The sequence below is a fragment of the Microbulbifer maximicatervae (SeqCode) genome, from assembly GCF_052467815.1.
Genome location: NZ_CP174326.1, coordinates 1145859 through 1168841, shown reverse-complemented (window position 1 = coordinate 1168841; position 22983 = coordinate 1145859). Strand labels below are relative to the sequence as shown.

The 22983-nt window shown below is 56.6% G+C and carries 17 protein-coding genes; 13 read left to right on the top strand and 4 right to left on the bottom strand.

Translation table 11 applies throughout. From position 1 onward, the window contains the following. Positions 1-134: 134 nt before the first annotated feature. From gltB to ACJJIW_RS04945, 4 genes are all read left to right on the top strand, one after another. The gene (gene gltB / locus ACJJIW_RS04960) at positions 135-4583 is read left to right on the top strand and encodes a glutamate synthase large subunit (protein WP_444936811.1); all 4449 of its coding nucleotides are present in this window, start codon (positions 135-137) and stop codon (positions 4581-4583) included. Between the two features lie 20 nt (positions 4584-4603). After that, the gene (locus ACJJIW_RS04955; RefSeq protein ID WP_282930294.1) at positions 4604-6022 is read left to right on the top strand and encodes a glutamate synthase small subunit GltD family protein; all 1419 of its coding nucleotides are present in this window, start codon (positions 4604-4606) and stop codon (positions 6020-6022) included. 160 nt (positions 6023-6182) lie between these two features. Next, on the top strand, positions 6183-7262 hold the full coding sequence (gene hemE / locus ACJJIW_RS04950; RefSeq protein WP_413664086.1) for a uroporphyrinogen decarboxylase: 1080 nt from the start codon (positions 6183-6185) through the stop codon (positions 7260-7262). Between the two features lie 170 nt (positions 7263-7432). Further along, positions 7433-8785, top strand: coding sequence for a cyclic di-GMP phosphodiesterase (locus ACJJIW_RS04945; RefSeq protein WP_444892591.1), 1353 nt, complete (start codon positions 7433-7435; stop codon positions 8783-8785). Between the two features lie 64 nt (positions 8786-8849). Here ACJJIW_RS04945 and asd read toward each other — a convergent pair whose 3' ends face one another. Genes asd through rsgA form a run of 3 tightly spaced genes read right to left on the bottom strand, consistent with a single transcriptional unit; the run spans position 8850 to position 11570 of the window. After that, positions 8850-9713 carry an archaetidylserine decarboxylase gene (gene asd, locus ACJJIW_RS04940; protein WP_444892592.1) on the bottom strand — a complete coding sequence of 288 codons (864 nt, stop codon included), beginning with the start codon at positions 9711-9713 and terminating at the stop codon, positions 8850-8852. Between the two features lie 25 nt (positions 9714-9738). Continuing rightward, positions 9739-10533: a sulfurtransferase gene (locus ACJJIW_RS04935; protein WP_444936810.1), complete on the bottom strand. Its 795-nt coding sequence runs from the start codon at positions 10531-10533 to the stop codon at positions 9739-9741. Then, positions 10530-11570 (bottom strand): small ribosomal subunit biogenesis GTPase RsgA, encoded by a 1041-nt coding sequence (gene rsgA, locus ACJJIW_RS04930; protein ID WP_444936809.1) that lies wholly within the window; start codon positions 11568-11570, stop codon positions 10530-10532. Before rsgA ends, ACJJIW_RS04935 begins: the two co-directional genes overlap by 4 nt. 86 nt (positions 11571-11656) lie before the next feature. On the opposite strand from rsgA, the gene orn reads away from it, so the two are divergent. Continuing rightward, on the top strand, positions 11657-12196 hold the full coding sequence (gene orn, locus ACJJIW_RS04925; protein WP_444936808.1) for an oligoribonuclease: 540 nt from the start codon (positions 11657-11659) through the stop codon (positions 12194-12196). A gap of 13 nt (positions 12197-12209) precedes the next feature. Here the strand turns inward: orn and queG are convergent, their stop codons facing one another. After that, positions 12210-13319, bottom strand: a complete 1110-nt coding sequence (gene queG / locus ACJJIW_RS04920; protein ID WP_444936807.1) for a tRNA epoxyqueuosine(34) reductase QueG — start codon at positions 13317-13319, stop codon at positions 12210-12212. 134 nt (positions 13320-13453) lie between these two features. Here queG and ACJJIW_RS04915 point away from each other — a divergent pair, with 134 nt between their 5' ends. The 8 genes from ACJJIW_RS04915 to hflK all read left to right on the top strand — a co-directional run bounded on the left by ACJJIW_RS04915 (position 13454) and on the right by hflK (position 22980). Then, positions 13454-14935 carry an NAD(P)H-hydrate dehydratase gene (locus ACJJIW_RS04915; RefSeq protein ID WP_444936806.1) on the top strand — a complete coding sequence of 494 codons (1482 nt, stop codon included), beginning with the start codon at positions 13454-13456 and terminating at the stop codon, positions 14933-14935. Further along, the gene (tsaE, locus tag ACJJIW_RS04910) at positions 14935-15429 is read left to right on the top strand and encodes a tRNA (adenosine(37)-N6)-threonylcarbamoyltransferase complex ATPase subunit type 1 TsaE (protein ID WP_444936805.1); all 495 of its coding nucleotides are present in this window, start codon (positions 14935-14937) and stop codon (positions 15427-15429) included. Before ACJJIW_RS04915 ends, tsaE begins: the two co-directional genes overlap by 1 nt. A gap of 55 nt (positions 15430-15484) precedes the next feature. Next, positions 15485-16795, top strand: coding sequence for an N-acetylmuramoyl-L-alanine amidase (locus ACJJIW_RS04905; RefSeq protein ID WP_444936804.1), 1311 nt, complete (start codon positions 15485-15487; stop codon positions 16793-16795). A gap of 45 nt (positions 16796-16840) precedes the next feature. Continuing rightward, entirely contained in the window at positions 16841-18727 is a 1887-nt protein-coding gene (gene mutL, locus ACJJIW_RS04900) for a DNA mismatch repair endonuclease MutL (protein ID WP_444936803.1), read from the top strand. Positions 18728-18797: 70 nt separating this feature from the next. Continuing rightward, positions 18798-19721: a tRNA (adenosine(37)-N6)-dimethylallyltransferase MiaA gene (gene miaA / locus ACJJIW_RS04895; protein WP_444937349.1), complete on the top strand. Its 924-nt coding sequence runs from the start codon at positions 18798-18800 to the stop codon at positions 19719-19721. A gap of 191 nt (positions 19722-19912) precedes the next feature. Next, positions 19913-20197, top strand: coding sequence for an RNA chaperone Hfq (gene hfq / locus ACJJIW_RS04890; RefSeq protein WP_020413623.1), 285 nt, complete (start codon positions 19913-19915; stop codon positions 20195-20197). Between the two features lie 131 nt (positions 20198-20328). Further along, positions 20329-21639 carry a ribosome rescue GTPase HflX gene (gene hflX, locus ACJJIW_RS04885; protein ID WP_444936802.1) on the top strand — a complete coding sequence of 437 codons (1311 nt, stop codon included), beginning with the start codon at positions 20329-20331 and terminating at the stop codon, positions 21637-21639. A gap of 186 nt (positions 21640-21825) precedes the next feature. Beyond that, entirely contained in the window at positions 21826-22980 is a 1155-nt protein-coding gene (gene hflK / locus ACJJIW_RS04880; protein ID WP_282930282.1) for an FtsH protease activity modulator HflK, read from the top strand. Positions 22981-22983 lie beyond the last annotated feature (3 nt).

The following is a 22983-nucleotide window of genomic DNA, read 5'->3' as shown; positions in this document are numbered from 1 at the left end:
TTTTTTTATCTCGGGATCTTTTTCCAAGGGACCGCAGGAGAGCGTAGCGCGAAGCTTAAAGTGACATTCGCCCATATCAGGCACTTCTTTTTTAAGCGCCAGTGGTCCCCCAATCGATAGCGACGAGGAATTCTATGGGTAGCAGTCTGTATCAGTTGGATGAGTTTAAGGACAACTGCGGTTTTGGTCTGATCGCTCATTTGCACGGTGTGGCAAGTCACAAGTTGGTGCAGACGGCCATCGAATCCCTCACTTGCATGACCCACCGGGGCGGTATTGCCGCCGATGGTAAAACCGGTGATGGTTGTGGTCTTTTGCTGCAAAAGCCGGATGCTTTCCTTCGCGCAGAAGCCAAGACCCTGTTTGGTGCTGAGCTGACAGCAACCTACGCAGTGGGATCAATCATGCTCCCACTCGATCAAGCCGAGGCCGATAAAGCCCGCAAAATTCTCGAAACTGAGTTGCAAGCTCAGGGCCTAAAGACCGTCGGCTGGCGCACCGTACCGACTAACCCGGAATGCCTGGGCCCTATTGCCCGGGATTGCCTGCCGCACTTTGAGCAACTGCTGATCAACGATGCGGACGAGCCCCTCGGCGAGGCGAAATTCAATGCCCGTCTGTATGTGGCCCGTCGCAAAGCCGAGTTGCGCTTAAGTAGCGAAGTCTATATCGCCAGCCTTTCAACCAGTGTCCTCTCCTACAAAGGCCTGATGATTCCGGCTGATCTGCCCAAGTTTTTCCCAGAACTGGCCGACCCGCGCCTGGAAACCGCGATCTGTGTTTTCCACCAGCGCTTTTCTACCAATACCATGCCCCGCTGGCCCCTGGCTCAGCCATTCCGCTTGCTGGCACACAATGGCGAGATCAACACTATTACCGGCAATCGCAACTGGTCTGTTGCCCGCACCAGTAAATTTGCCACTGACCTGATTCCAGAGCTGAATGAGCTGGTGCCCCTGGTTAACCGTGAGGGTTCCGACTCCTCCAGCCTGGACAACATGCTGGAGATGCTGTTGGCGGGCGGCATGGAGCTGCACCGGGCCGTGCGCATGCTAGTGCCGCCGGCCTGGCAAAATGTTGAAGGAATGGATGCGGACCTGCGCGCCTTTTACGAATATATCTCCATGCATATGGAGCCCTGGGATGGGCCGGCTGGATTGGTGATGACCGATGGCCGCTATGCGGTATGTACCCTGGACCGCAACGGCTTGCGCCCCTCGCGCTGGGTGATTACCAAGGATGACCTGATCACTGTGGCCTCCGAGGTGGGCGTGTACGACTATGCCCCTGAAGATGTTGTGGCTAAGGGCCGCCTTGGACCGGGGCAGATGCTGTCGGTGGACACCCAAGAGGGCAAGCTCTACCACACCGCTGACATCGATAATATGCTCAAGCGGGCACAGCCCTATAAGCGTTGGCTCAAGGATAAAGCACGCCGTATCCGCTCTACTTTGGTTACTGCGCCGGTGGACAACAACTTCTCCCACCAGCAATTCAAGGTTTACCAAAAGCTGTTCAGCTCCTCCCTGGAAGAGCGCGATAAAGTCGTCCGGCCCATGGCTGAGGCGGGGCAGGAAGCGGTCGGTTCAATGGGCGATGATACGCCGATGGCGGTTTTGTCCCGTTACAACCGCTCGCTCTACGACTACTTCCGCCAGCAGTTTGCCCAGGTAACCAACCCGCCAATTGACCCCCTGCGGGAAACCGTGGTGATGTCTCTGGAGACCTGCCTGGGTCGAGAGAAATCCGTATTTGAGGAAACCCCCGAGCACGCGGATCGGGTGATCCTGTCTTCGCCAGTACTTTCCCATATGAAGTACACGGCACTCTTATCCCTTGATCGCCCGGGCTTCGAAGCGGAGATCTTCGACCTGAACTACGACCCCGCTGAACAGGACCTCAAGTCGGCGATTGAACAGCTCTGCGCCAAAGTTGAGGCCTCAGTGCGGGCGGGGGCTGTGATTGTAGTACTGTCCGATCGCGATATTCGAGAGGGGCACTTGCCAATCGATGCACTGCTGGCGACGGGCGCGGTGCACCACCACCTGGTACATGCGGGCTTGCGCTGTGACTCCAATGTTGTGGTGGATACCGCCAGCGCCCGCGATGCACATCAGTTGGCCTGTTTGGTTGGTGTCGGTGCCACCGCAGTACACCCGTATTTCTCCTACAGCATTATCAATCACCTGATCGATACCGGTGAATTGCTGCTGGATGCCGCTGAGGCGCAGAAAAATTACCGCAACGGCATTATCAAGGGCCTGTTAAAGATCCTGTCCAAGATGGGCATTTCCACCGTTGCCTCTTATCGCGGCGCACTGCTGTTCGAGCTGGTGGGTATTTCCAAGGATGTGGTGGACCTGTGTTTCCCCGGAGCGCCCACTCGCATTGAAGGTGCCGGCTTCCCCGAGCTGCAAGCCGATATGGCGGCCCGCTCTGAAATTGCCTGGAAAGCCCGCAAACCTGTTTCCCCCGGCGGCCTGCACAAGTTTGTCTACGGCCAGGAGTATCACGCTTTTAACCCGGATGTGGTGACTACCCTGCGGCGCGCTGCCAGCACCGGTGACTATGCCGCGTGGCGGGACTACGCGGAGCTGGTTAACCAGCGCCCGGTGGCGACATTGCGGGATATGCTGGACTTCAAGGAGAACATCGAACCGGTAGCTCTGGAAGATGTGGAGCCGGCAGAGCAGATTTTGCGTCGCTTTGATACGGCGGCCATGTCCCTGGGGGCCCTGTCCCCCGAAGCCCATGAATCCCTGGCTCAAGCGATGAATCGCCTGGGTGGGCGTTCAAACAGTGGCGAGGGCGGTGAAGATCCTGCCCGTTTTGGCACTGATAAAGTCTCCAAGATTAAGCAAATTGCCTCCGGTCGTTTTGGCGTAACACCGCACTACCTGGTAAATGCCGAGGTATTGCAAATTAAGGTAGCCCAGGGCGCCAAGCCCGGTGAAGGCGGTCAGCTGCCCGGTGGCAAGGTCAACGAACTGATCGCGCGGCTTCGCTATTCGGTGCCCGGTGTGACCCTGATTTCCCCGCCGCCGCATCACGATATCTATTCCATCGAAGACTTGGCGCAGCTGATCTACGACCTCAAACAGGTCAATCCCGATGCCTTGGTCTCGGTAAAACTGGTATCGCGGCCCGGGGTTGGCACCATTGCTGCGGGTGTTGCCAAAGCCTATGCGGATTTGATCACCATCTCCGGCTACGACGGCGGCACAGCAGCCAGCCCAATCACCTCGATTCGCTATGCCGGGTCGCCCTGGGAGCTGGGATTGGCGGAAACCCACCAGACCCTGCGTGCCAATGATTTGCGCGGCAAGGTTCGGGTACAAACCGATGGCGGCCTGAAAACTGGCCTCGATGTGATCAAGGCGGCAATTCTCGGCGCTGAGAGCTTCGGCTTTGGTACGGCACCCATGGTGGCGATCGGCTGTAAGTATCTGCGGATCTGTCACTTGAATAACTGTGCCACCGGTATCGCCACCCAGAAGAAGGACCTGCGTGACGAGCACTATATCGGCACCGCAGAAATGGCGATGAACTTCTTCCGTTTTGTCGCCGAGGAGACCCGCGAGTGGATGGCCAAGCTCGGGGTGCGCAGCCTGGAAGAGTTGGTGGGGCGTGTGGACTTACTGCGCGTGCTGGATGGCGAAACTGACAAGCAGAAAAAGCTGGATCTCGCGCCTCTATTACATACGGATGAGCTGTTGGACAGCAAGCCGCAAACCTGTCAGTCCGCGACCAATGATCCGTGGGATAAGGGCGAACTGGCGGAGCGGATGGTGGCGGATATCCTGCCTACCATCGAAGGCTTTAAAGGTGGCGAGTTCAGCTACGACGTGACCAACTGTGACCGATCCTTAGGTGCGCGCCTGTCTGGCGAGATCGCCAAGCGCTACGGTAACCAGGGCATGGTTGAAGCTCCGGTGAAACTGCGCCTCAAAGGAGTCGCCGGCCAGTCATTCGGAGTGTGGAATGCCGGTGGTCTGGAAATGTACCTGGATGGTGATGCCAACGACTATGTGGGTAAGGGCATGGCCGGCGGCAAGCTGGTTATACGACCACCGCAAGGTAGCTCGTTCGCCTCCCAGAAAACCAGTATTGTCGGCAATACCTGTCTCTACGGCGCCACGGGTGGCAAGCTATTTGCGGCGGGCTGTGCCGGTGAGCGCTTCGCCGTGCGCAACTCCGGTGCCTTTGCGGTAGTCGAAGGGGCTGGAGATCACTGCTGTGAATATATGACCGGGGGTATGGTCGCGGTTCTCGGGCGCACCGGATTTAACTTCGGCGCCGGTATGACCGGTGGCTTCGCCTATGTCCTGGATATGGAGCGGGATTTCTTTGATCGCTGCAACCATGAGTTGATCGAGCTGCGCCGAATCAGCAGCGAAATTCTCGAGCCACACCAGAGTCACCTGCGCGAAGTTATCGAGGAGTATGCGGCGGAGACCCAGAGCGCCTGGGGCGCCGAGTTATTGGATAACTTCGATGATTACTTGAGCCGTTTCTGGCTGGTTAAACCAAAGGCGGCGAGCCTTGCAGATCTTCTTTCCGACGTGCGCAAGCGCGGCGAATAAAGGCGGGGTGGAGAAACAGTATGAAAGACAGACTGAACAACGACTTCCAGTTTATCGACGTAAGTCGCATCGATCCGCCGAAGAAGGACATCATCACCCGCACCGGCGAGTTTGTTGAAATTTATGAGCCTTTCAGCGAGCGACAGGTGGCCAGCCAGGCGCACCGCTGCCTGGATTGTGGCAACCCCTATTGCGAATGGAAGTGCCCGGTACACAACTACATTCCCAACTGGTTGAAGCTGATCAGCGAGGGCAATGTTATTGAGGCAGCTGAACTCTGCCACGAAACCAATACCCTGCCGGAAGTCTGTGGCCGGGTGTGTCCCCAGGACCGCCTCTGTGAGGGCGCATGTACCCTCAATGATGGCTTTGGTGCGGTCACCATCGGCAATGCGGAAAAGTACATTACTGATACAGCCTTCGCCCTGGGATGGCGCCCGGACTTAAGCCATGTTGAGAAAACGGGTAAACGAGTAGCGGTGATTGGTGCCGGCCCGGCTGGGCTGGGCTGCGCTGATATTTTGGTGCGCAACGGCGTGCAGCCAGTGGTGTTCGACAAGCACCCGGAAATTGGTGGCCTGATTACCTTTGGTATTCCCGAATTCAAGCTGGAAAAGTCGGTAATGCAGCAGCGCCGGGAGGTCTTTACTGAGATGGGCGTTGAGTTCTGTCTCAATACTGAGGTGGGTAAGGACATCAGTTTTGAGCAGCTGCTCAATGACTACGATGCTGTCTTTATGGGGATGGGCACTTACAACTACATGAGGGGTGGCTTCCCCGGTGAAGATCTGCCTGGTGTTCACGATGCTTTGCCATTCCTGATTGCCAACGTAAATCGCAATATGGGCTGGGAGCGCGATGCTTCCGAATTTGTTTCGGTTGAGGGCAAGCGCGTGGTGGTTCTCGGTGGTGGTGATACCGCCATGGACTGTAACCGCAGCTCGATTCGATTGGGTGCTAAGAGCGTAACCTGTGCCTACCGCCGCGATGAGGAAAATATGCCTGGCTCGCGCCGGGAAGTGGCCAATGCCAAGGAAGAGGGCGTACAGTTCCTGTTCAATCGCCAGCCGGTTGAGATCGTTGGGGATGGCAAGGTGGCCGGGGTTAAAGTGGTCACTACGGAGCTCGGTGAGCCCGATGAAAACGGCCGCCGCCGCCCTCAGGTGGTGCCCGGTTCTGAAGAAATTATCCCGGCGGATATCGTTCTGGTGGCCTTTGGCTTCCGTCCCAGCCCGGCAGAGTGGTTTCCGCAGCACAATATTGAAGTTGCCGACTGGGGTGGTGTCGTCGCTCCAGAAAAACAAAAATACAAATTCCAGACCTCCAATGAGAAGGTTTTTGCCGGCGGCGATATGGTGCGCGGCTCGGACCTGGTAGTGACAGCTATCTGGGAAGGGCGCCAGGCCGGTGAAGGTATTCTCGATTACCTGGATATTTAATCGTTTCTGATTTGCAGTGGGGGCACGGTCCCTCACTGCCCAATTATTCCGTGCACATTTGTGCCAGTCCCAATAGGCACCTCGCAATATCTTTGCCACCCTGTGTATAGCGGCCAAGCCCCTGTACAATGCCCGTTTTTTTAGCCCGCTCGGTGTGCCTATGTCTGATACCAAACCGTCCGAATTGAAAAATGACCGCTTTCTTCGCGCCCTTCTGCGCCAGCCAGTGGATCGAACGCCCGTGTGGATGATGCGACAGGCGGGGCGCTACCTGCCGGAATATCGAGCCAGCCGCGCCGAAGCTGGCAGCTTTATGGATCTGTGCCGCAATACTGAGCTGGCCTGTGAGGTAACGCTGCAACCTCTGGAGCGCTACCCGCTGGACGCCGCCATTCTGTTTTCCGATATCCTGACTATTCCCGATGCCATGGGCCTGGGCCTCTATTTCTCTGAAGGAGAGGGCCCGAAGTTCCACAAGCCCCTGCGCACGGCGGCTGATATCGAAGCCCTGGAAGTGGTGAACAGCGAAAAGGATTTGGACTATGTGATGAATGCCGTGTCCACCATCCGCCGCGAGTTGAATGGTCGCGTGCCGCTTATCGGCTTCTCCGGCAGCCCCTGGACGCTGGCGACTTATATGGTTGAAGGTGGCTCCAGCAAGGATTTTGCCCGCTGTAAGGAAATGCTCTACAACCGCCCTGAGCTGATGCACCAGTTACTCACGGTGCTGGCCGACTCTGTTACCGATTACCTGAACGCCCAGATTCGCGCTGGAGCCCAGGCCGTACAGATCTTTGATACCTGGGGCGGGGCACTCAGCCACAGTGCTTATCGTGAATTCTCCCTGAAATATATGCAGAGAATTCTCCAGGGGCTGATTAAAGAAATCGACGGTCGTCGAGTGCCGGCCATCCTGTTCACTAAGGGAGGCGGTCAGTGGTTGGAAGCAATGGCTGATACCGGCGCTGACGCCCTGGGCTTGGATTGGACTACAGACATTGGCAGTGCCCGCGCCCGAGTGGGAGACAAGGTGGCCCTGCAAGGTAACTTGGACCCAGCTGTTCTCTACGCGAGTCCCGAACGAATTCGCACAGAAGTGGCGGCTGTTTTGAAGTCTTTTGGTCAGGGTAGTGGCCACGTTTTCAATTTAGGTCACGGAATTACCCCGAAGGTAGATCCCAAACATGCCGGAGCCATGATTGAAGCTGTGGTAGAGCTGTCAGCCCAATATCACGCCTAAATTGGCCACTGATCCCTGAGTCTGTGAATACAGTCTCACTTTGGGCGGGTGAACCTTAATATCTCTCCATGATATAAAGGTGAGCTTGCCCAGAGGACCGAGGATCTTACGCCACGGGGTCTTTCAGGGCAGCGTTTTAGCGTTAACTACAGTTGTCGGCACCTTCCCCAGTGGCAATCGAACAAGCAAAAATTTCTGTCGGTGATTTACAGCGCGGCATGTTTGTCTCCAAGCTCGACAGGCCTTGGACACGCACTCCATTTGCGCTGCAGGGTTTTTATATCCGCGATTTGGAAGAAATTCGGCAGCTACAGAAATACTGCCGGTTTGTTTATGTCGATATACACAAAACTGTCGGCAGTGCCGGAGTTACCCTGCGACGATTACTCGGGGGCAGCGACACTTCCGCAAAGGGCCGTGCTTCCGGCCGCACAGCGGTCACTATCCCCTGCAAACCTGTCACTGTTTCCCATAAAAAATACCCCCCTCCGCAGCCGGCGCAACGGGAAGCCAGTAATGCGCGCAAGCTCCACGGCCAGATCCTCTATGGTATGAATGAGGTAATGGGGCTTGTCTCCAACAACAGGCCCATACCGGTGCAGCAGGTCAACCAAGTCGTTGAGGATTTAGTAGAAAGTGTGCTGCGCAGTCCCGATGCGTTTGCCTGGCTGGCTCGTGTGCGAGATAAGGATGAGCACACCTACAGTCACTCGGTGCGTGCCAGTATTTGGGCGGTGCTATTCGGCCGCCATATCGGTCTTTCACGCAGTGATTTACTAAAGCTCGGGGTGGCTACTCTGCTGAAGGATGTAGGCAAGCTGGCTATCGACGGGGAAGTGCTGCAGATGAAGCAGCGCGACCCGCGCAGTGAATTGGAGTATCGAAAGTTTGTGCAGCACAGCGTCAAGATGCTGTCGGCAGACCCACAAATAGATCCGAAGGTTATCGAAGTCATTAGTGCCCACTGCGAGCGCCACGATGGTAGTGGTTACCCTGAGGGCTTGCGCGGTGACAGGATTTCAGTGTTGGCGCGCATGTGCGGAATAGTGACTTTCTATGATGAAGCCACTAATCCAAGAGGTTCCAGTGAGCCGGTAGCGCCATCCCGGGCAGTTGCCAAGTTGTATGACCTGAGAGGTATCGCCTACCAGGAACAGTTGGTAGTGGAGTTCATTCAGGCTATTGGCCTCTATCCCACGGGTACTCAGGTGGAGTTGTCCACCGGAGAAGTCGGCGTGGTGGTGGAACAGACCTACGACCGGCGCTTGCGACCAAAGGTAATGATCGTTCTCGATGGGCAAAAACAGACGCTCAGCAAGCCTCGCCTGTGTGACTTAGCTGAAGTTGAGGATCGAGAACAGAAGCTTATCGAGCGTGGCAAGATGAGTGTCGAGGAAAAGATCAGTATCCTCAGGGATATAGAACCCGGAGCTTACCCCCAGGTGGATGCGGCGAATATTCGCGACAATTATTTATTCCGCGGTGGCCGACTGGGGCAGCTGCTGACGCGCCTGACAAAATAAACGTTCTTTTTTCCCGAGGCGGCAGTTTAGGAACCTCCTAAAGACTGCCGCTGTTCCTTATTAATCAGTCCTTGCCGGATAGTAAATTTCCGAAATGCTCACCCATGCGCACGGGAGACTCGGCTTCAAGCTGGTCGAGCCAGCTCACCTGGTCTGCGCCAAATAGCATAATGACGGTAGAGCCCAGCTTAAAGCGTCCCATCTCCTCACCTTTCTCCAGGTGGACAGGTGCCTTTTCCAGATAATCCGTATTGATGACTTTGCGCTGGATTGGAGCGACTTGTCCGGCCCATACGGTTTCGATACCGGCGACAATCATTGCACCCACCAGGATCATTGCCATAGGGCCGGCTTCCGTATCGAATACGCAGACCAGACGCTCGTTGCGCGCGAACAGGCGCGGAACGTTTTCTGCAGTTACCGTATTTACAGAGAAGAGTTGTCCGGGCACATAGGTCATGCTGCGCAGGGTGCCGGCCATGGGCATATGCACACGGTGATAATCCTTCGGTGACAGATACACGGTGGCGAAGTGCCCGTCATTAAATTGCGCGGCCACCTTGGGATCACCACCCACCAGTTCAACCAGGCTGTAGTCGTGACCCTTGGCCTGGAAAATACGGCCGTTATGGATCTGGCCCAGCTGGCTGATGGCGCCGTCGGCGGGGCTGGCGAGGGTGTGTTGCCCTTCGATAATGGGGCGGGCTCCGTCTACCAACTCGCGGGTAAAGAATTCATTGAAGGTGCGGTAGGCAGTGCAGTCGCTCTCTTTGGCCTCCTGCATATCTACACCGTACTTCTCCACAAACCAGCGGGTGAAAGGATCTTTGATCCACTTGAGTTCTGTATTCGCCAACCAACCGGCTGCACGGGAGAGTGCGTGTTGCGGCGTTAGGTATTGCAGGGCGGCAAAAAGTTTAGGGTTCATAAATCTACGTCTTTTCTCAATGTATCTACTGCTGTACCGGCGTATTGGGCAAATTGCCCCACTCACTCCAGGAGCCTGGATAAGCACGGATATCCAATCCCAGGGACTTGCCCACTAACCAGGTAAAAGCGGAGCGGTGATGGCTCTGGCAGTGGGTGACAATCTTGTGTGAGCTATCAATTCCCAGTGCAGCGAGGAATTCGCGGGCATCCGCACGAATACGCAAGTCTTTTTGCGGGTCCATCAGTTGGGTCCACTCGCAATTGATTGCTCCCGGGATATGACCGCCCTTCATGGCCAGGACCCGCTCACCGCGATATTCCTGGGGTGAGCGAGCATCCCAAACAAGGAGTTCATCATTGCCCAGTTGATCCTGGATTTGCTGGGCGTCCATCGCAGCTGTGCTGTTGACGGTGATTTGAATATCACTCGGCTCGATATCCGGTGCCTCGGTAGTGAGAGGAAGGCCGGCGCCTCGCCAGGCCAACATGCCACCATTCAAGTAGCTGTAATTGCGGTGGCCTATCATTTCCAGGGTCCACAAAAAGCGCCCAGCCCAACCGCCACCTTCGTCGTCACAGGCGACCACATGTTGTTCCGGCTTCAAGCCGATAGCTTGAAATACTTGGGTCAGCTGTTCGATACCGGGAAGTTTGCCCGGTGCGGGCGCGGTGCCAGCCATCAGCGCCTGGAACGGCAGGTGAACGGCCCCTGGGATATGGCCGTTGAGGTAATTGTGGGGTGAGCTGAGGTCTACAATCAGCAGTTCTTCGCGCTCAAGCTGAGTCGCGAGCTCATCCGCTTCGATGATCAGTTTCAAAACTTGTTCTCCGATTCCAGGCTGTTGCGCAAATGCAGAAAACTATTCATGCGACGCTCGCTAATTTTTCCATCGGTCAGAGCCTCCTGGATAGCGCAACGGGGTTCGCCCTGGTGGCGGCAGTCGCGAAAGCGGCAGTGTCCTATAAATGGTCGGAATTCCACAAACCCTTCCAGTAGGGCGGCCTCCTCCATATGCCAGAGTCCAAACTCGCGAATGCCTGGGGAGTCTATCAGATCACCCCCACTGGGCAGGTGAAACAGTTCCGCCGCTGTAGTGGTGTGAGTCCCCTTCTGTGTGGCCTCTGAAAGGGCACCGGTGCGAGCGCCGGCACTGGGAAGCAGTGCGTTGACCAGGGATGACTTGCCCACCCCGGACTGCCCTACAAAAACGCTACATCCTTGCGCAAGGGTTTCCAGCAGCTCCGGCAGGCCCTCGCCAGTTTTGGTCGATAACCGTAAAACCGGGTAGCCGAGCTCCGGGTAGGGGGCGAGTAGCTCCTCCAATGAATCGCGATTGCGCTCATCGATCAGGTCGGTTTTGTTGAGCAGCAGCATTGGTGCTATGCCGGTGGTCTCTGCGGCTACCAGGTAGCGGTCTATAGCATTGGCAAAGGGTTCAGGGTAGGGGGCGATAACGATCAATATGCGATCGATATTGGCTGCAACAGTTTTCAGGTCGCCGTAGCGATCGGGTCTTTGCAGCTCGGAATTGCGCGGCAGGCGCGCGCCGATAACACCAATGCCCCCATCGCTGTCTTCGCTGGCAGGGTGCCAGGCAACGCGATCGCCGGTCACCAGGGTTTCGATATTGGCGCGCAAATGGCAGCGCTGGCGCAGGCTCGGATCACTCTCGCTCTCCACTAAAACCTGTGTGCCATAGTTGGCGATAACCAGGCCGATCTGTTCCTGCTCCAGTTGCCCCTCTTCCAGGGCCTCTTCGGCAGATTGCTCACGCTTGCGGGCGCGGGCTTCACGTTCCTGCTGGATTTTGTTGATACGCCACTGTTGGCGGCGATTTAATTTGCGTTTACTCATGCACTAGCACCTGGAGACTAGCGGCGGATTATAGCTATTGCAGGGTAGTTGCGGTAACTTGCGCGGAAAGTTTGAGGAGACCCGTTGTGGATCAGAACAACCTGATCTGGATTGACCTGGAGATGACAGGCCTGAATCCGGACAAAGAGCGCATTATTGAAATTGCCACAGTCGTGACGGATTCACGCCTGGAGATTCTCGCCGAGGGTCCCTCAATGGTCATTCACCAGAGCGATGCCTTGCTAGATGCAATGGATGAATGGAATACCGAACAGCACGGTGGTTCCGGGCTGGTAGCTCGGGTCAAAGAATCCAGTATTTCCGAAAGGGGCGCGGAGAGGGAGACCCTGGAGTTCTTGCGACAGTGGGTCCCTGAGAGAGCATCTCCCATGTGTGGCAACTCTATCGGCCAGGATCGCCGGTTCCTGGTGAAATATATGCCGGAGTTGGAATCCTATTTCCACTATCGCAACCTGGATGTCAGCTCGGTGAAGGAATTGGCTCGTCGCTGGCGCCCGGAGGTTTTGGATGGAGTTAAAAAACACAGCAGCCATTTGGCGCTCGACGATATCCGCGATTCTATTGAGGAATTGCGCCACTACCGCGAGACTTTTTTCCGCCTCTGACCCCCACTCCCGATTAGCCAGCGGGCTTGCGTTTGATTTTACGCTTGCGCCTGCGCCCGCTGCGCAACCGCTCCAGCGCCCAATCGATATGCTCCAGAACCAGGGGCGTGGCGCCGGCGCGCGCACTCTCCAGGGTATTGATGACTTCGGGCGTGGCCTCCCCATTGCCTAAGGCAACAGCCAGGTTGCGCAGCCAGCGCTCGTGGCCGATTCGGCGAATGGCCGAACCCTCAGTCTTGCGCAGGAACTCCTCTTCGCTCCAGGTAAACAACTTCAGTAGCTCACCATTGTCCAGTCCGTGTCGGGGATGAAAATCTTTTTCCTTGGTGGGCTTGGCGAATTTATTCCAGGGGCACACTATCTGGCAGTCGTCACAGCCGTATATTCGGTTGCCGATGGGCTCGCGAAATTCCTCAGGGATTGGGCCTTTGTTTTCAATAGTGAGGTAGGAGATGCAGCGCCGCGCATCCAGGGTGCGGTCATCGATGAAGGCATCGGTAGGGCAAACCCTGAGGCAGGCGACACAGTCGCCACACTGATCATGCTCCTCGCTGATATCTATGGGGAGTGGCAAGTTGGTGTAGATTTCGCCGAGGAAAAAGTAAGAGCCGGCGGTCGAATTCAGTACCAGCGTATTTTTACCAATCCAGCCCAGGCCGGCCTTGGCTGCCAGGGCCTTCTCCATTACCGGGGCGCTGTCGGTAAAAGCCCGACCTTTCGATTCAATGCCCCGCTGGGCGCAATAGGTATCAATTTGCTTTGATAGATTGGCCAGGCGTTTGCGGATCAACTTATGGTAATCGCGGCCATTCGCATAGCGGGATACATAGGCCTTACTCGAATCCTTCAACACTTTAATCGGCTGGGTGTCCGGCGGCAGGTAGTCCAGACGCACGCTGATTACCCGCAGTGTTCCCGGCTCCAATAATTCGGGGCGCCAGCGTTTCTCACCGTGAGCGCCCATCCAGTCCATATCAGCGTGATAGCCCGCATCAATCCAGGCGCGTAGGCGTTCCCCTTCCTCCTCCAGCTGGCAATCGGTAATACCCACTTGTTGGAAGCCCAGTTCTCTGCCCCAAATTTTGATCTGTTGGGCTAAGTCGGCGAGCAGTGATTCGGTCATAGATAAAGCGGCTCGATATTCCCTGCAAGCACAATGCCTGGCCGGGGCGGTATACTTTGCGATTGGCGCAAACGATGGCGATGTAATTGCCTATTTTGCCACAGATGAATTCTTGACCACATCGCGGGAGCTGCATGGACACGCCTCAACCTCTATACAGTGCCGAGTCGGTACGTGAGCTGGATCGACAGACGATTGCTGCACTGGAAATCCCCTCCATTCAACTGATGAAGCGCGCTGGTCGCGCGGCTTTTTCACATCTACGCAGGCGCTGGCCGGAGATCGGCCGCCTCCAGGTTTTCTGCGGTGGTGGGAACAACGGTGGGGATGGCTATGTGATTGCCGCCCTCGCCGCGCAAAAGAAAATCCCGGTCAGCGTCTATGCGTGTACCGATCCTCAGCACCTGAGTGGCGATGCCCGGGAGGCCTATGAGTACGCCTGCCGGGAAGGTGTCCAGGTGGTGAACTCTCTCGCAGAGTTGGATACGGCAGACGCCAATACACTGATTGTGGATGCATTGCTGGGAACGGGCTTTAGCGGTGAGCTGCGCTCCGGCGTGGCGCATGCGGTTGAGCGAATCCGCAAAAGCCCCGGCCCGGTGTTGGCGGTGGATATCCCCTCCGGTCTGAGTGCCGATACCGGCAGTGCCGGCGAGGCGGTCAGTGCCGATATGACGGTGACTTTTATCGGACGCAAAATGGGGCTCTACTGCGGTCGCGGCCCGGCGCTCTGCGGAGAGGTAATTTTCGAAGGTTTGGGGGCACCTGAGGCTGCCTACCGAGCAGTTGAGCCTTTGGTTATGCGATACGAGGCTGATGCCATCCGTCGCCTGCCAGCGCGCGCTGCCGATAGCTTTAAAAACCAATTTGGCCATATTTTGGTTGTCGGCGGTGATACCGGATTTGGCGGTGCCGCATTGATGGCTGCGCAATCCTCAGCGCGCTGTGGAGCCGGGCTGATTTCCCTGGCGACCCGCCCTGAGCATTTGTCCGCAGCGTTAACTCGCAGTCCAGAAGTGATGGCTCATCCGGTGATTTCCGGGCAGGAGCTGGAACCGCTGCTCAAAGGCCCCAGCGTGATTGCAGTGGGCCCCGGTTTGGGACGCTCCCCCTGGAGTGAGCAGCTGCTGGCGCGAGCCGGCCGAGCTGAGGCGCCCTTGGTCGTAGATGCCGATGCATTGAATATTCTCGCTGAGGGCCGGGTTCTGGCCGGAGTCCGGCGGGATGACTGGGTGTTAACCCCACATGTGGGCGAGGCCGCCCGCCTTCTGGGTTGTGACACCGCCGAGGTGCTCGCCGATCCGCGCGCAGCTGCTATTGCAGTTCAGCAAAAATTCAGTGGCGTGGTGATATTAAAAGGCGCAGGCACCCTGATTGCACACGATGGTGGTGTTGACCTGATCAACAGCGGTAACCCGGGTATGGCTTCAGGTGGTATGGGAGACCTCCTCACCGGTATTGTTGCAGCATTGATTGGCCAGTACTTGCCGCTGGTGGAGGCTGCCCGACTGGCGGTGTGGTTACACGGAGAGGCGGGTAATCGCGCTGCCGAAGAGGGTATGCGGGGATTACTCGCTACGGATTTATTGCCCTGGATTAGACGTTTGGTAGATTGATGGCGAGTGAATTCAAATTACATTTGGCCGATGAAGCAGCCACCGTATCCGGCGGCAGCTCGCTCGGGCAGGCCTGTCTCGCGGCGGGCCTGCAACAGGGATTGACGCTGTATTTAAATGGCCAGCTGGGCGCGGGAAAGACAACTTTCTGCCGGGGGGTACTGAGGGCCTTTGGGCACGAGGGTGCGGTAAAGAGCCCCACCTACACCCTGGTGGAACCCTACGAACTCGAGGCTCACCGGGTTTACCACTTCGACCTCTATCGTCTGGGTGACCCGGAAGAGTTGGAGTTTATGGGGGTGCGGGATTATTTCTCTGCTCAGAGCTTGAGCCTTGTAGAGTGGCCCGAGCGGGGTGAGGGCATATTGCCGGCTCCAGACTTGGAAGTTGAGTTGGAAGTACCGGAAAGCGGCCGCCAGCTCAGGTTAATCGCGCACTCGCCCCAGGGTGAGTGGGTAATAGACCTGCTGCAAAAGCTGCTGCGAGCATCCTGAAAAGACCTGAACGCAGGGAAATACTGATACCAATAAGCAAAGGGGCTGGGAAGTAATGAGTTTTATGTGGCGGTCTCTGTTCGTTGTCGCGCTGTGGCTGGCAGTTTTCCTGCCAGCTTCTGCGACGCAAGTGGAAGGTGTGCGCGTCTGGCGAGCACCCGACCATACGCGTCTGGTTTTTGATTTAAGCGGCCCGGCAGAGCACAAGTTATTTACCCTCAAGGACCCCCACCGGGTGGTTGTCGATCTCTCTGATACCGAGTTGAAGGCTGAGCTGGACAAGTTGGACCTGGACAAGACGCCGATCGCCCGGGTGCGCCATGCCCGTCAGAATAAAAAAGATCTACGGGTTGTATTGGACCTAAAGCAGCAGGCGAATCCGCGCAGCTTTGCCCTGCGGCGCCATGAAAACCTGCCGGATCGATTGGTGATTGACCTTTACGACGAGGTTAAAGGCAGCGAGAAGACGCTGGAGCAGGTCAGTAGTGAACGCAATATCATTGTCGCCATTGATGCTGGGCACGGCGGGGAAGATCCCGGGGCTTCCGGTCCCGGTCGCTTGCGGGAAAAGGATGTGGTGCTGGCGATTGCCAAACAGCTGCACAAAAAGATAAACGGTGAGAAGGGCTTTACTGCCAAACTGGTGCGCACAGGGGATTACTATATCCCTCTGCGGGAACGGGTAAAAATTGGGCGCAATATGCGTGCGGACCTTTTTGTGTCGATCCACGCCGATGCCTTTACCCGCAAAGATGCCCGTGGCGCGGGGGTCTATGCGGTCTCCTCCCGGGGGGCAACCAGTGAAACCGCCCGCTTTTTGGCCGCGCGGGAAAACGAGTCCGACCTTATCGGTGGTGCCGGCAGTTTGAGCCTGGGCGATAAGGATGACACCCTTGCCGGCGTATTGCTCGACCTCTCAATGACTGCCACCATGAATGCCAGCCTGGATATTGGCGCCAGTGTGCTGTCACAGATTGGTACCGTCACTCACCTGCATAAAAAACAGGTGGAGCAGGCCAATTTCTCGGTGCTGCGTTCGCCGGATGTGCCTTCAATTTTGGTGGAGACGGGTTTTATTACCAATCCCCAGGAAGCGAAACGCCTGCGCGATCCCAGTTTCCAGCGCAGGCTGGCGCAAAAGCTCAGTGACGGTATAGTGGCGCACTTTAAGAGCCGCCCCCCGGCGGATACCTGGCTCGCCGCCAACCAGAGCGATAAGTCTCGCAACCACGTTATCGCTCGCGGGGAGACCCTTTCGGGTATCGCGGCGCGATATAATATCTCCGTCGCCGCCCTGATGAGAGCGAATGGCATCAAGAACTCCGTGATTCGAGTGGGGCAGACCCTGAGTATTCCTTCCGGCTGAGACCTCAGTGTCGAGCGGTCCTTGCAGCATTAACAGGCCAGATTCATGCACGATAAAATCCAGCAACTCTCTCCCCGCCTCGCCAACCAGATTGCCGCCGGTGAGGTAGTTGAGCGCCCGGCATCAGTAATCAAGGAGTTGCTGGAAAACAGCCTGGATGCGGGCGCTACACGGCTAGAGGTCGATGTGGACGGCGGAGGTAGCAAGCGCATGAAAGTGCGCGATAACGGCAAGGGCATAGAGCGGGAAGACCTGCCAATGGCCCTGGCCCGCCACGCGACTTCCAAGATTCACGCTTTGGAGGATCTGGAGGCGGTGGCCACCCTGGGCTTTCGCGGCGAGGCCCTCGCCAGTATTTCCTCGGTGGCGCGTCTGGCATTGACCAGCAGCCGCGATGAAAGTGGCAAGGGGTGGCAGGTAAGTGCGGAGGGCCGCGACATGCAGGCACAGCTCGCGCCCTCGGCTCACCCCCGTGGCACCACGGTGGATGTGCGCGACCTGTTCTTCAATACGCCCGCTCGGCGGAAATTCCTGCGCACAGAAAAAACAGAATTCAATCGCATTGACGAGACAATTAAGCGCTTGGCGCTGTCCAGATTTGATGTCTCTATCAGCCTGCGCCACAACGGCAAGGGTGTGCATAATCTGCGCGCGGGCACCGGGCGGGTGGAAATGGAGCGCCGTGTCGCCCAGGTGTGTGGGCCGGCGTTTATGCAGAATGCGCTGCATATCGATGTGGAGCGCAGCGGCCTGCGCCTGTGGGGGTGGGTTGCGGAGCCCGCATTCTCGCGCTCCCAGGCCGACTTACAATTCTTTTATGTCAATGGCCGGGCTATTCGCGACAAGGTGGTCAGCCACGCGGTGCGCCGGGCGTTCGCCGATGTTTTGTACCACGGTCGCCATCCGGCATTTGTACTTTATCTGGAGCTGGACCCGGCTTCCGTCGATGTGAATGTGCACCCGACCAAACACGAAGTGCGTTTTCGCGATAGTCGCCTGGTACACGACTTCCTGTTTGGCAGTTTGCACCGGGCCCTGGCGGATGTGCGTCCGGGGCAGAAAGAGGAAACAGAAAGCGAGCCAGAGCAGGAGCGCCAGGAACAGGTCACGGGTTTGCAGGCCGGTGAATTTGCCGGGCAGCATAAAATGCCACTCAGCAATCGCCCCTCGCCCTCAAATTTGCGCGAGCAGATGAACGCTTACGGCGCTCTGCACCAACCGTATCAGGACTCATCCCCAGCGACACAACAGCCGCAGGATGCTCCTACCAGCCGGCCAGTGCCCGTGCCCCAAGCATCTTCCGGGACGACCATAGGGGCCGGTGCGGGCACTGAAAGCGAATCCGAAGTGCCGCCGCTGGGCTTTGCTCTGGCGCAGTTGCATGGAATCTATATTCTCGCGCAAAACGAGCACGGGATGGTTGTTGTCGATATGCACGCTGCCCATGAGCGCATTGTCTATGAGCAGATGAAAGTGGCTTATGCGGCCGGTGGAATTCAGGCTCAGCCCCTCCTGGTTCCAGTGAGTCTGGCTGTCAGCCAGCGGGAAGCGGACTGCTTCGAGGAGCGCAGCGAGGTGTTTACCGCGCTTGGTTTCGTGTTGCAGCGGGCCGGCCCGGAGACTTTGCTGGTGCGTCAGGTACCCACAATGCTACACGGTGCGGAAGTGGAACAGCTGGTGCGCGATGTACTCTCAGACCTGCTCGGCGAAGGCGACAGTGCCCGTATTGGTGAGCGTATCAACGAAGTGCTGGGGACAATGGCTTGTCATGGCTCTGTTCGCGCAAACCGACGTCTGACAATCCCTGAAATGAATGCTCTGCTGCGGGATATGGAGCGCACGGAGCGCAGTGGCCAGTGCAACCACGGTCGCCCGACCTGGACCCAGGTTAAACTGGCAGATATGGATAAGTGGTTTATGCGCGGCCAATAGGTACGCGGCAGAAGTGGGTGGTAGTTTGAATAACAGCTTGCCGGGTGATAAGCCCCGTGTAATTTTCTTGATGGGTCCAACGGCCTCCGGCAAAACGGATCTGGCCATGGCGCTCGCCGATCGTTTGCCCGTGGAATTAATTAGTGTTGATTCTGCTCTCGTATATCGAGGCCTTGATATCGGCTCGGCCAAGCCCTCAGTAGAAGAGCTAGCTGCATACCCTCACCGTTTGATCGATATCTGTGACCCGTCTGAGTCTTATTCGGCAGGTCGTTTCCGCAAAGATGCGCTGGAAGCTATGGCAGAAATTACCGCCGCTGGTAAAGTGCCATTACTGGTTGGCGGAACTATGTTGTATTTCCGCGCTCTGTTGGAAGGCATGGCAAAATTGCCTGAGGCGGACGCAGCGGTGAGAGCAGAAATTGAAGCTCGCGCAGAGCGTGAAGGGTGGCCTGTATTGCATGCGGAGCTGGCCCAGGTGGACCCGCAGTTGGCGGCAGAGCTACATCCCAACCATTCGGTGCGTATCGAAAGGGGACTGGAAGTTTACCGCCTCACTGGTGTTCCGCTTTCGCAGTTGCGTCGCGAGCAGGAAGCTGGGGGAATACAGGAGCAGTACCAGGTGTGCCAGATGGCCATTATGCCCCGCGATCGCTCCCTGCTTCACCAGCGTATTGAACTGCGTTTTCGCAAGATGCTCGCGGCGGGCTTTATTGATGAAGTCCAGGGTCTGCTGGATCGGGGAGACCTGCACGAGGACTTACCGGCAATTCGCGCGGTGGGATATCGACAAGTTTGGCAACACTTGCAAGGCCAAACCGATTACGATGATATGGTGGCCGCTGGAATTGCGGCGACGAGGCAGCTTGCCAAGCGCCAGTTAACCTGGCTGCGGCGCTGGCCAGACCTGCTAACTTTGTACACTCAGGATGAGCAAGGTGGGGTGCGTGAGAATGACGAAATATTGGCTGAAGCCTTGAAATTTCTCGCTTAAGCATCCATAACGTGGTTGGGCTATTAAACGACAAGCCCGTTCAGTCAGTTTTCACAGAGTCCGGCCTTTTCCGGCTCGCTACTACACTACTTATACGCGTATTCAACCTCAGTCGTTTTTTGATCCGCGCTCTTCGCGGGTGCGATTGCGGCCTGCATACCGCATTCAGCTTTTTGACAAGGAGAAAAAAGATGTCAAAAGGGCACAGCTTACAAGACCCTTACCTCAACGTATTGCGCAAAGAGCGTATTCCGGTTTCTATCTATCTGGTAAACGGCATCAAGCTCCAAGGGCAAATTGAATCCTTCGACCAGTTCGTGGTGTTACTCAAAAATACTGTGAGCCAAATGGTGTATAAGCACGCCATTTCTACGGTTGTTCCGTCGCGTGCAGTGCGCGTACCGCTATTGAATCCCGCAGCCCAGCACGGCGGCGAGGGTAATGGTGAAGGCGGTGAGCGCGAATCCTTTAGCTAAAAGATCCGTATCAATTTCACCTGCACCCCGTTTTGCCGGGGCGCCAGCAGCTCGGTGAGCCCCTTGCAGGGCTTGCCGGTTGTCACCTCAGTCAGGGCTTATCACGCCCTTTTCGCAATAGAGAATTCCCATTGTTTTTCGATCGACCGGAATCCGGTGAGCTCGCAGTACTGGTACACCTAGAACTCTCCGCCATCGACAGTCCCGACGACCCTCGTGAATTTGAGGAGTTGGCCCTATCTGCCGGAGCAGATCCTGTCAGTTTTATTTTCGGCCAGCGCGCCACTCCAGACCCAAAGACTTTTGTTGGCCGAGGTAAATTGGAGGAGATTCGCCAGGTGGTCAAGGATCAGGAAGCCGCCCTGGTTATCTTTGATCACATCCTGTCTCCGAGTCAGGAGCGCAATATTGAGCGCGAATTAAAGTGCCGGGTGCTGGATCGCACAGGGCTTATTCTGGATATTTTTGCCCAGCGTGCGCGAACTCACGAAGGTAAGCTTCAAGTGGAGTTGGCCCAGCTACGCCATATGGCAACGCGGCTGGTACGAGGCTGGACCCACCTGGAGAGGCAAAAGGGTGGTATAGGCCTGCGTGGACCCGGTGAAACCCAGTTGGAGACAGACCGGCGATTGCTGCGCGCGCGCATAGACTCCATCGAGAAGCGGCTGGAAAAGGTACGCCGCCAGCGGGAGCAGGGGCGCCGCGCGCGCTCCCGGGCAGAAATGGCCACCGTATCTCTGGTTGGCTACACCAATGCGGGCAAGTCGACCCTGTTTAATCGCCTGACCGATGCAGATGTCTATGTCAGGGACCAATTGTTTGCCACCCTCGACCCGACTATGCGCAGGGTTGAATTACCCAATGTTGGCGCCATGGTATTGGCTGATACGGTGGGATTTGTCTCCCACTTGCCGCATAAACTGGTAGAGGCATTCCGGGCAACCCTGGAAGAGGCCGCCAGTGCGACGTTGCTTCTACATGTGGTGGATTCCGCAGCAGATGATCGGTTACACCTGATGGAAGAAGTGCAAACGGTTCTGGAAGAAATTGATGCTTCGGAACTGCCGCAACTGGTGGTTTATAACAAAATTGATCTGCTGGCAGATTTTGAACCGCGTATAGACCGGGATGATCAGGGTGTACCCCGGGCAGTTTGGCTTTCTGCGGTAACGGGTGCGGGTTGTGAGCTTTTGATTGAGGCTATTGCCGAGCGCCTGGGCGAGCAAATGGTGCGCGGGCAATTGGTAGTGAAGCCTCATCAGTCCAGGCTGCGAGCGCAGCTATTTGAAATTAATGCGGTGCAGTCGGAAGTCTACCGCGACAATGGTGACTGTGAATTGCAAATATTATTGCCGCGTAGTGATTTCCAGCGTCTGCTGGCGCCACATATTGCTGGCAATGACGCGCCGGAATGGGTTTTGGAAGAACCCATTGCCGAGTAGTTGTTGTATAAACATTGATTTTAAAATTCAGGTCATATTGCGACCTTTAGTCGAATTTGTTCGGGATTGGTCTCCGCAGACTGCCCACTTGCCTCAGGCTAGGGCCTGTCGGCAATATTTTGTCGGCAATGGATGCTAGAATCCGCCGAAGTAAAAGATTAAGTGATCATAGTTGGAGTAAGTTAAATGGCCTGGAATGAGCCGGGTGGTAACAATAAAGACCCCTGGGGTGGTGGCGGTAACCGCAATAATGGAGGCCCGCCCGATCTCGATGAACTACTGCGAAAAATTCAGCAGAAACTAGGTGGCCTGTTTGGTGGTGGTGGCAGCGGCAGCCCAAGTGGCGACTCTGTCAAATTTCCCTGGGTACTGGTTATTGGTCTCGCCGTATTGATTTATGGCGGCCTGGGGATTTACCAGGTCAACGCCAACGAACAGGCGGTTGTTTTGCGCCTGGGCAAATACCACTCCACGGAATCTGCTGGCCTGCACTGGAATCCGCCGCTTATCGATAACGTCACCAAGGTCAATATGACTGAGGTGCGTACCGAGCGCACTACCGGTCAGATGCTGACCGAAGACGCCAATATCGTAGAAGTGGTACTCACTGTGCAGTGGCAGGTTGGGGATGCTGAGTCTTTTGTACTGCGTGTTCGCGATCCGGTGAAGAGCTTGCAGGAAGCCACCGACAGCGCCCTTCGTCACGTGGTGGGCTCTCTCACTTTAAACGGTGTGATTTCCCAGAACCGGACCCAAGTATCTGCCGATACGCAGGAACGATTACAGGAATATCTGGACCTGTACCAGACCGGTATACGCATTGATGTGGTTAACCTGACTGATGCTAAGGCGCCGCGCGAAGTGCAGGATGCGTTTGACGATGTAACCAAAGCCCGTGAGGACGAGGTGCGTCTGCAAAATGAAGCTCAGGCTGATGCTAACCAGATAATCCCGGTTGCCCGCGGTCAGGCTCAGCGCATTATCGAAGAGGCCGAGGCATACAAAGCCCGCGTCATCGAGAGTGCCCGAGGTGAAGCTGTGCGCTTTGAGAAACTGCTGGCTGAATATGAGCGTGCCCCGGAAGTTACCCGCGAGCGTCTCTACCTGGATGCGGTACAGGACGTGATGGCCAACACCTCCAAGGTGATGGTGGATGTCGAGGGCGGCAATAACATGATGTACCTGCCACTAGATAAATTGGCACAAGGCGGCGCTGGAGCAGCGCGAGCAGCCCAAAGCCAGGACACCTCGCCTGTAATGATTGAGGAAGTCTATCAGCGTGTTATTGAGCGCCTTCGTCGGGATGACGCCAGCACCCGTCGCAGTCAGACTATTCGCTAGGAG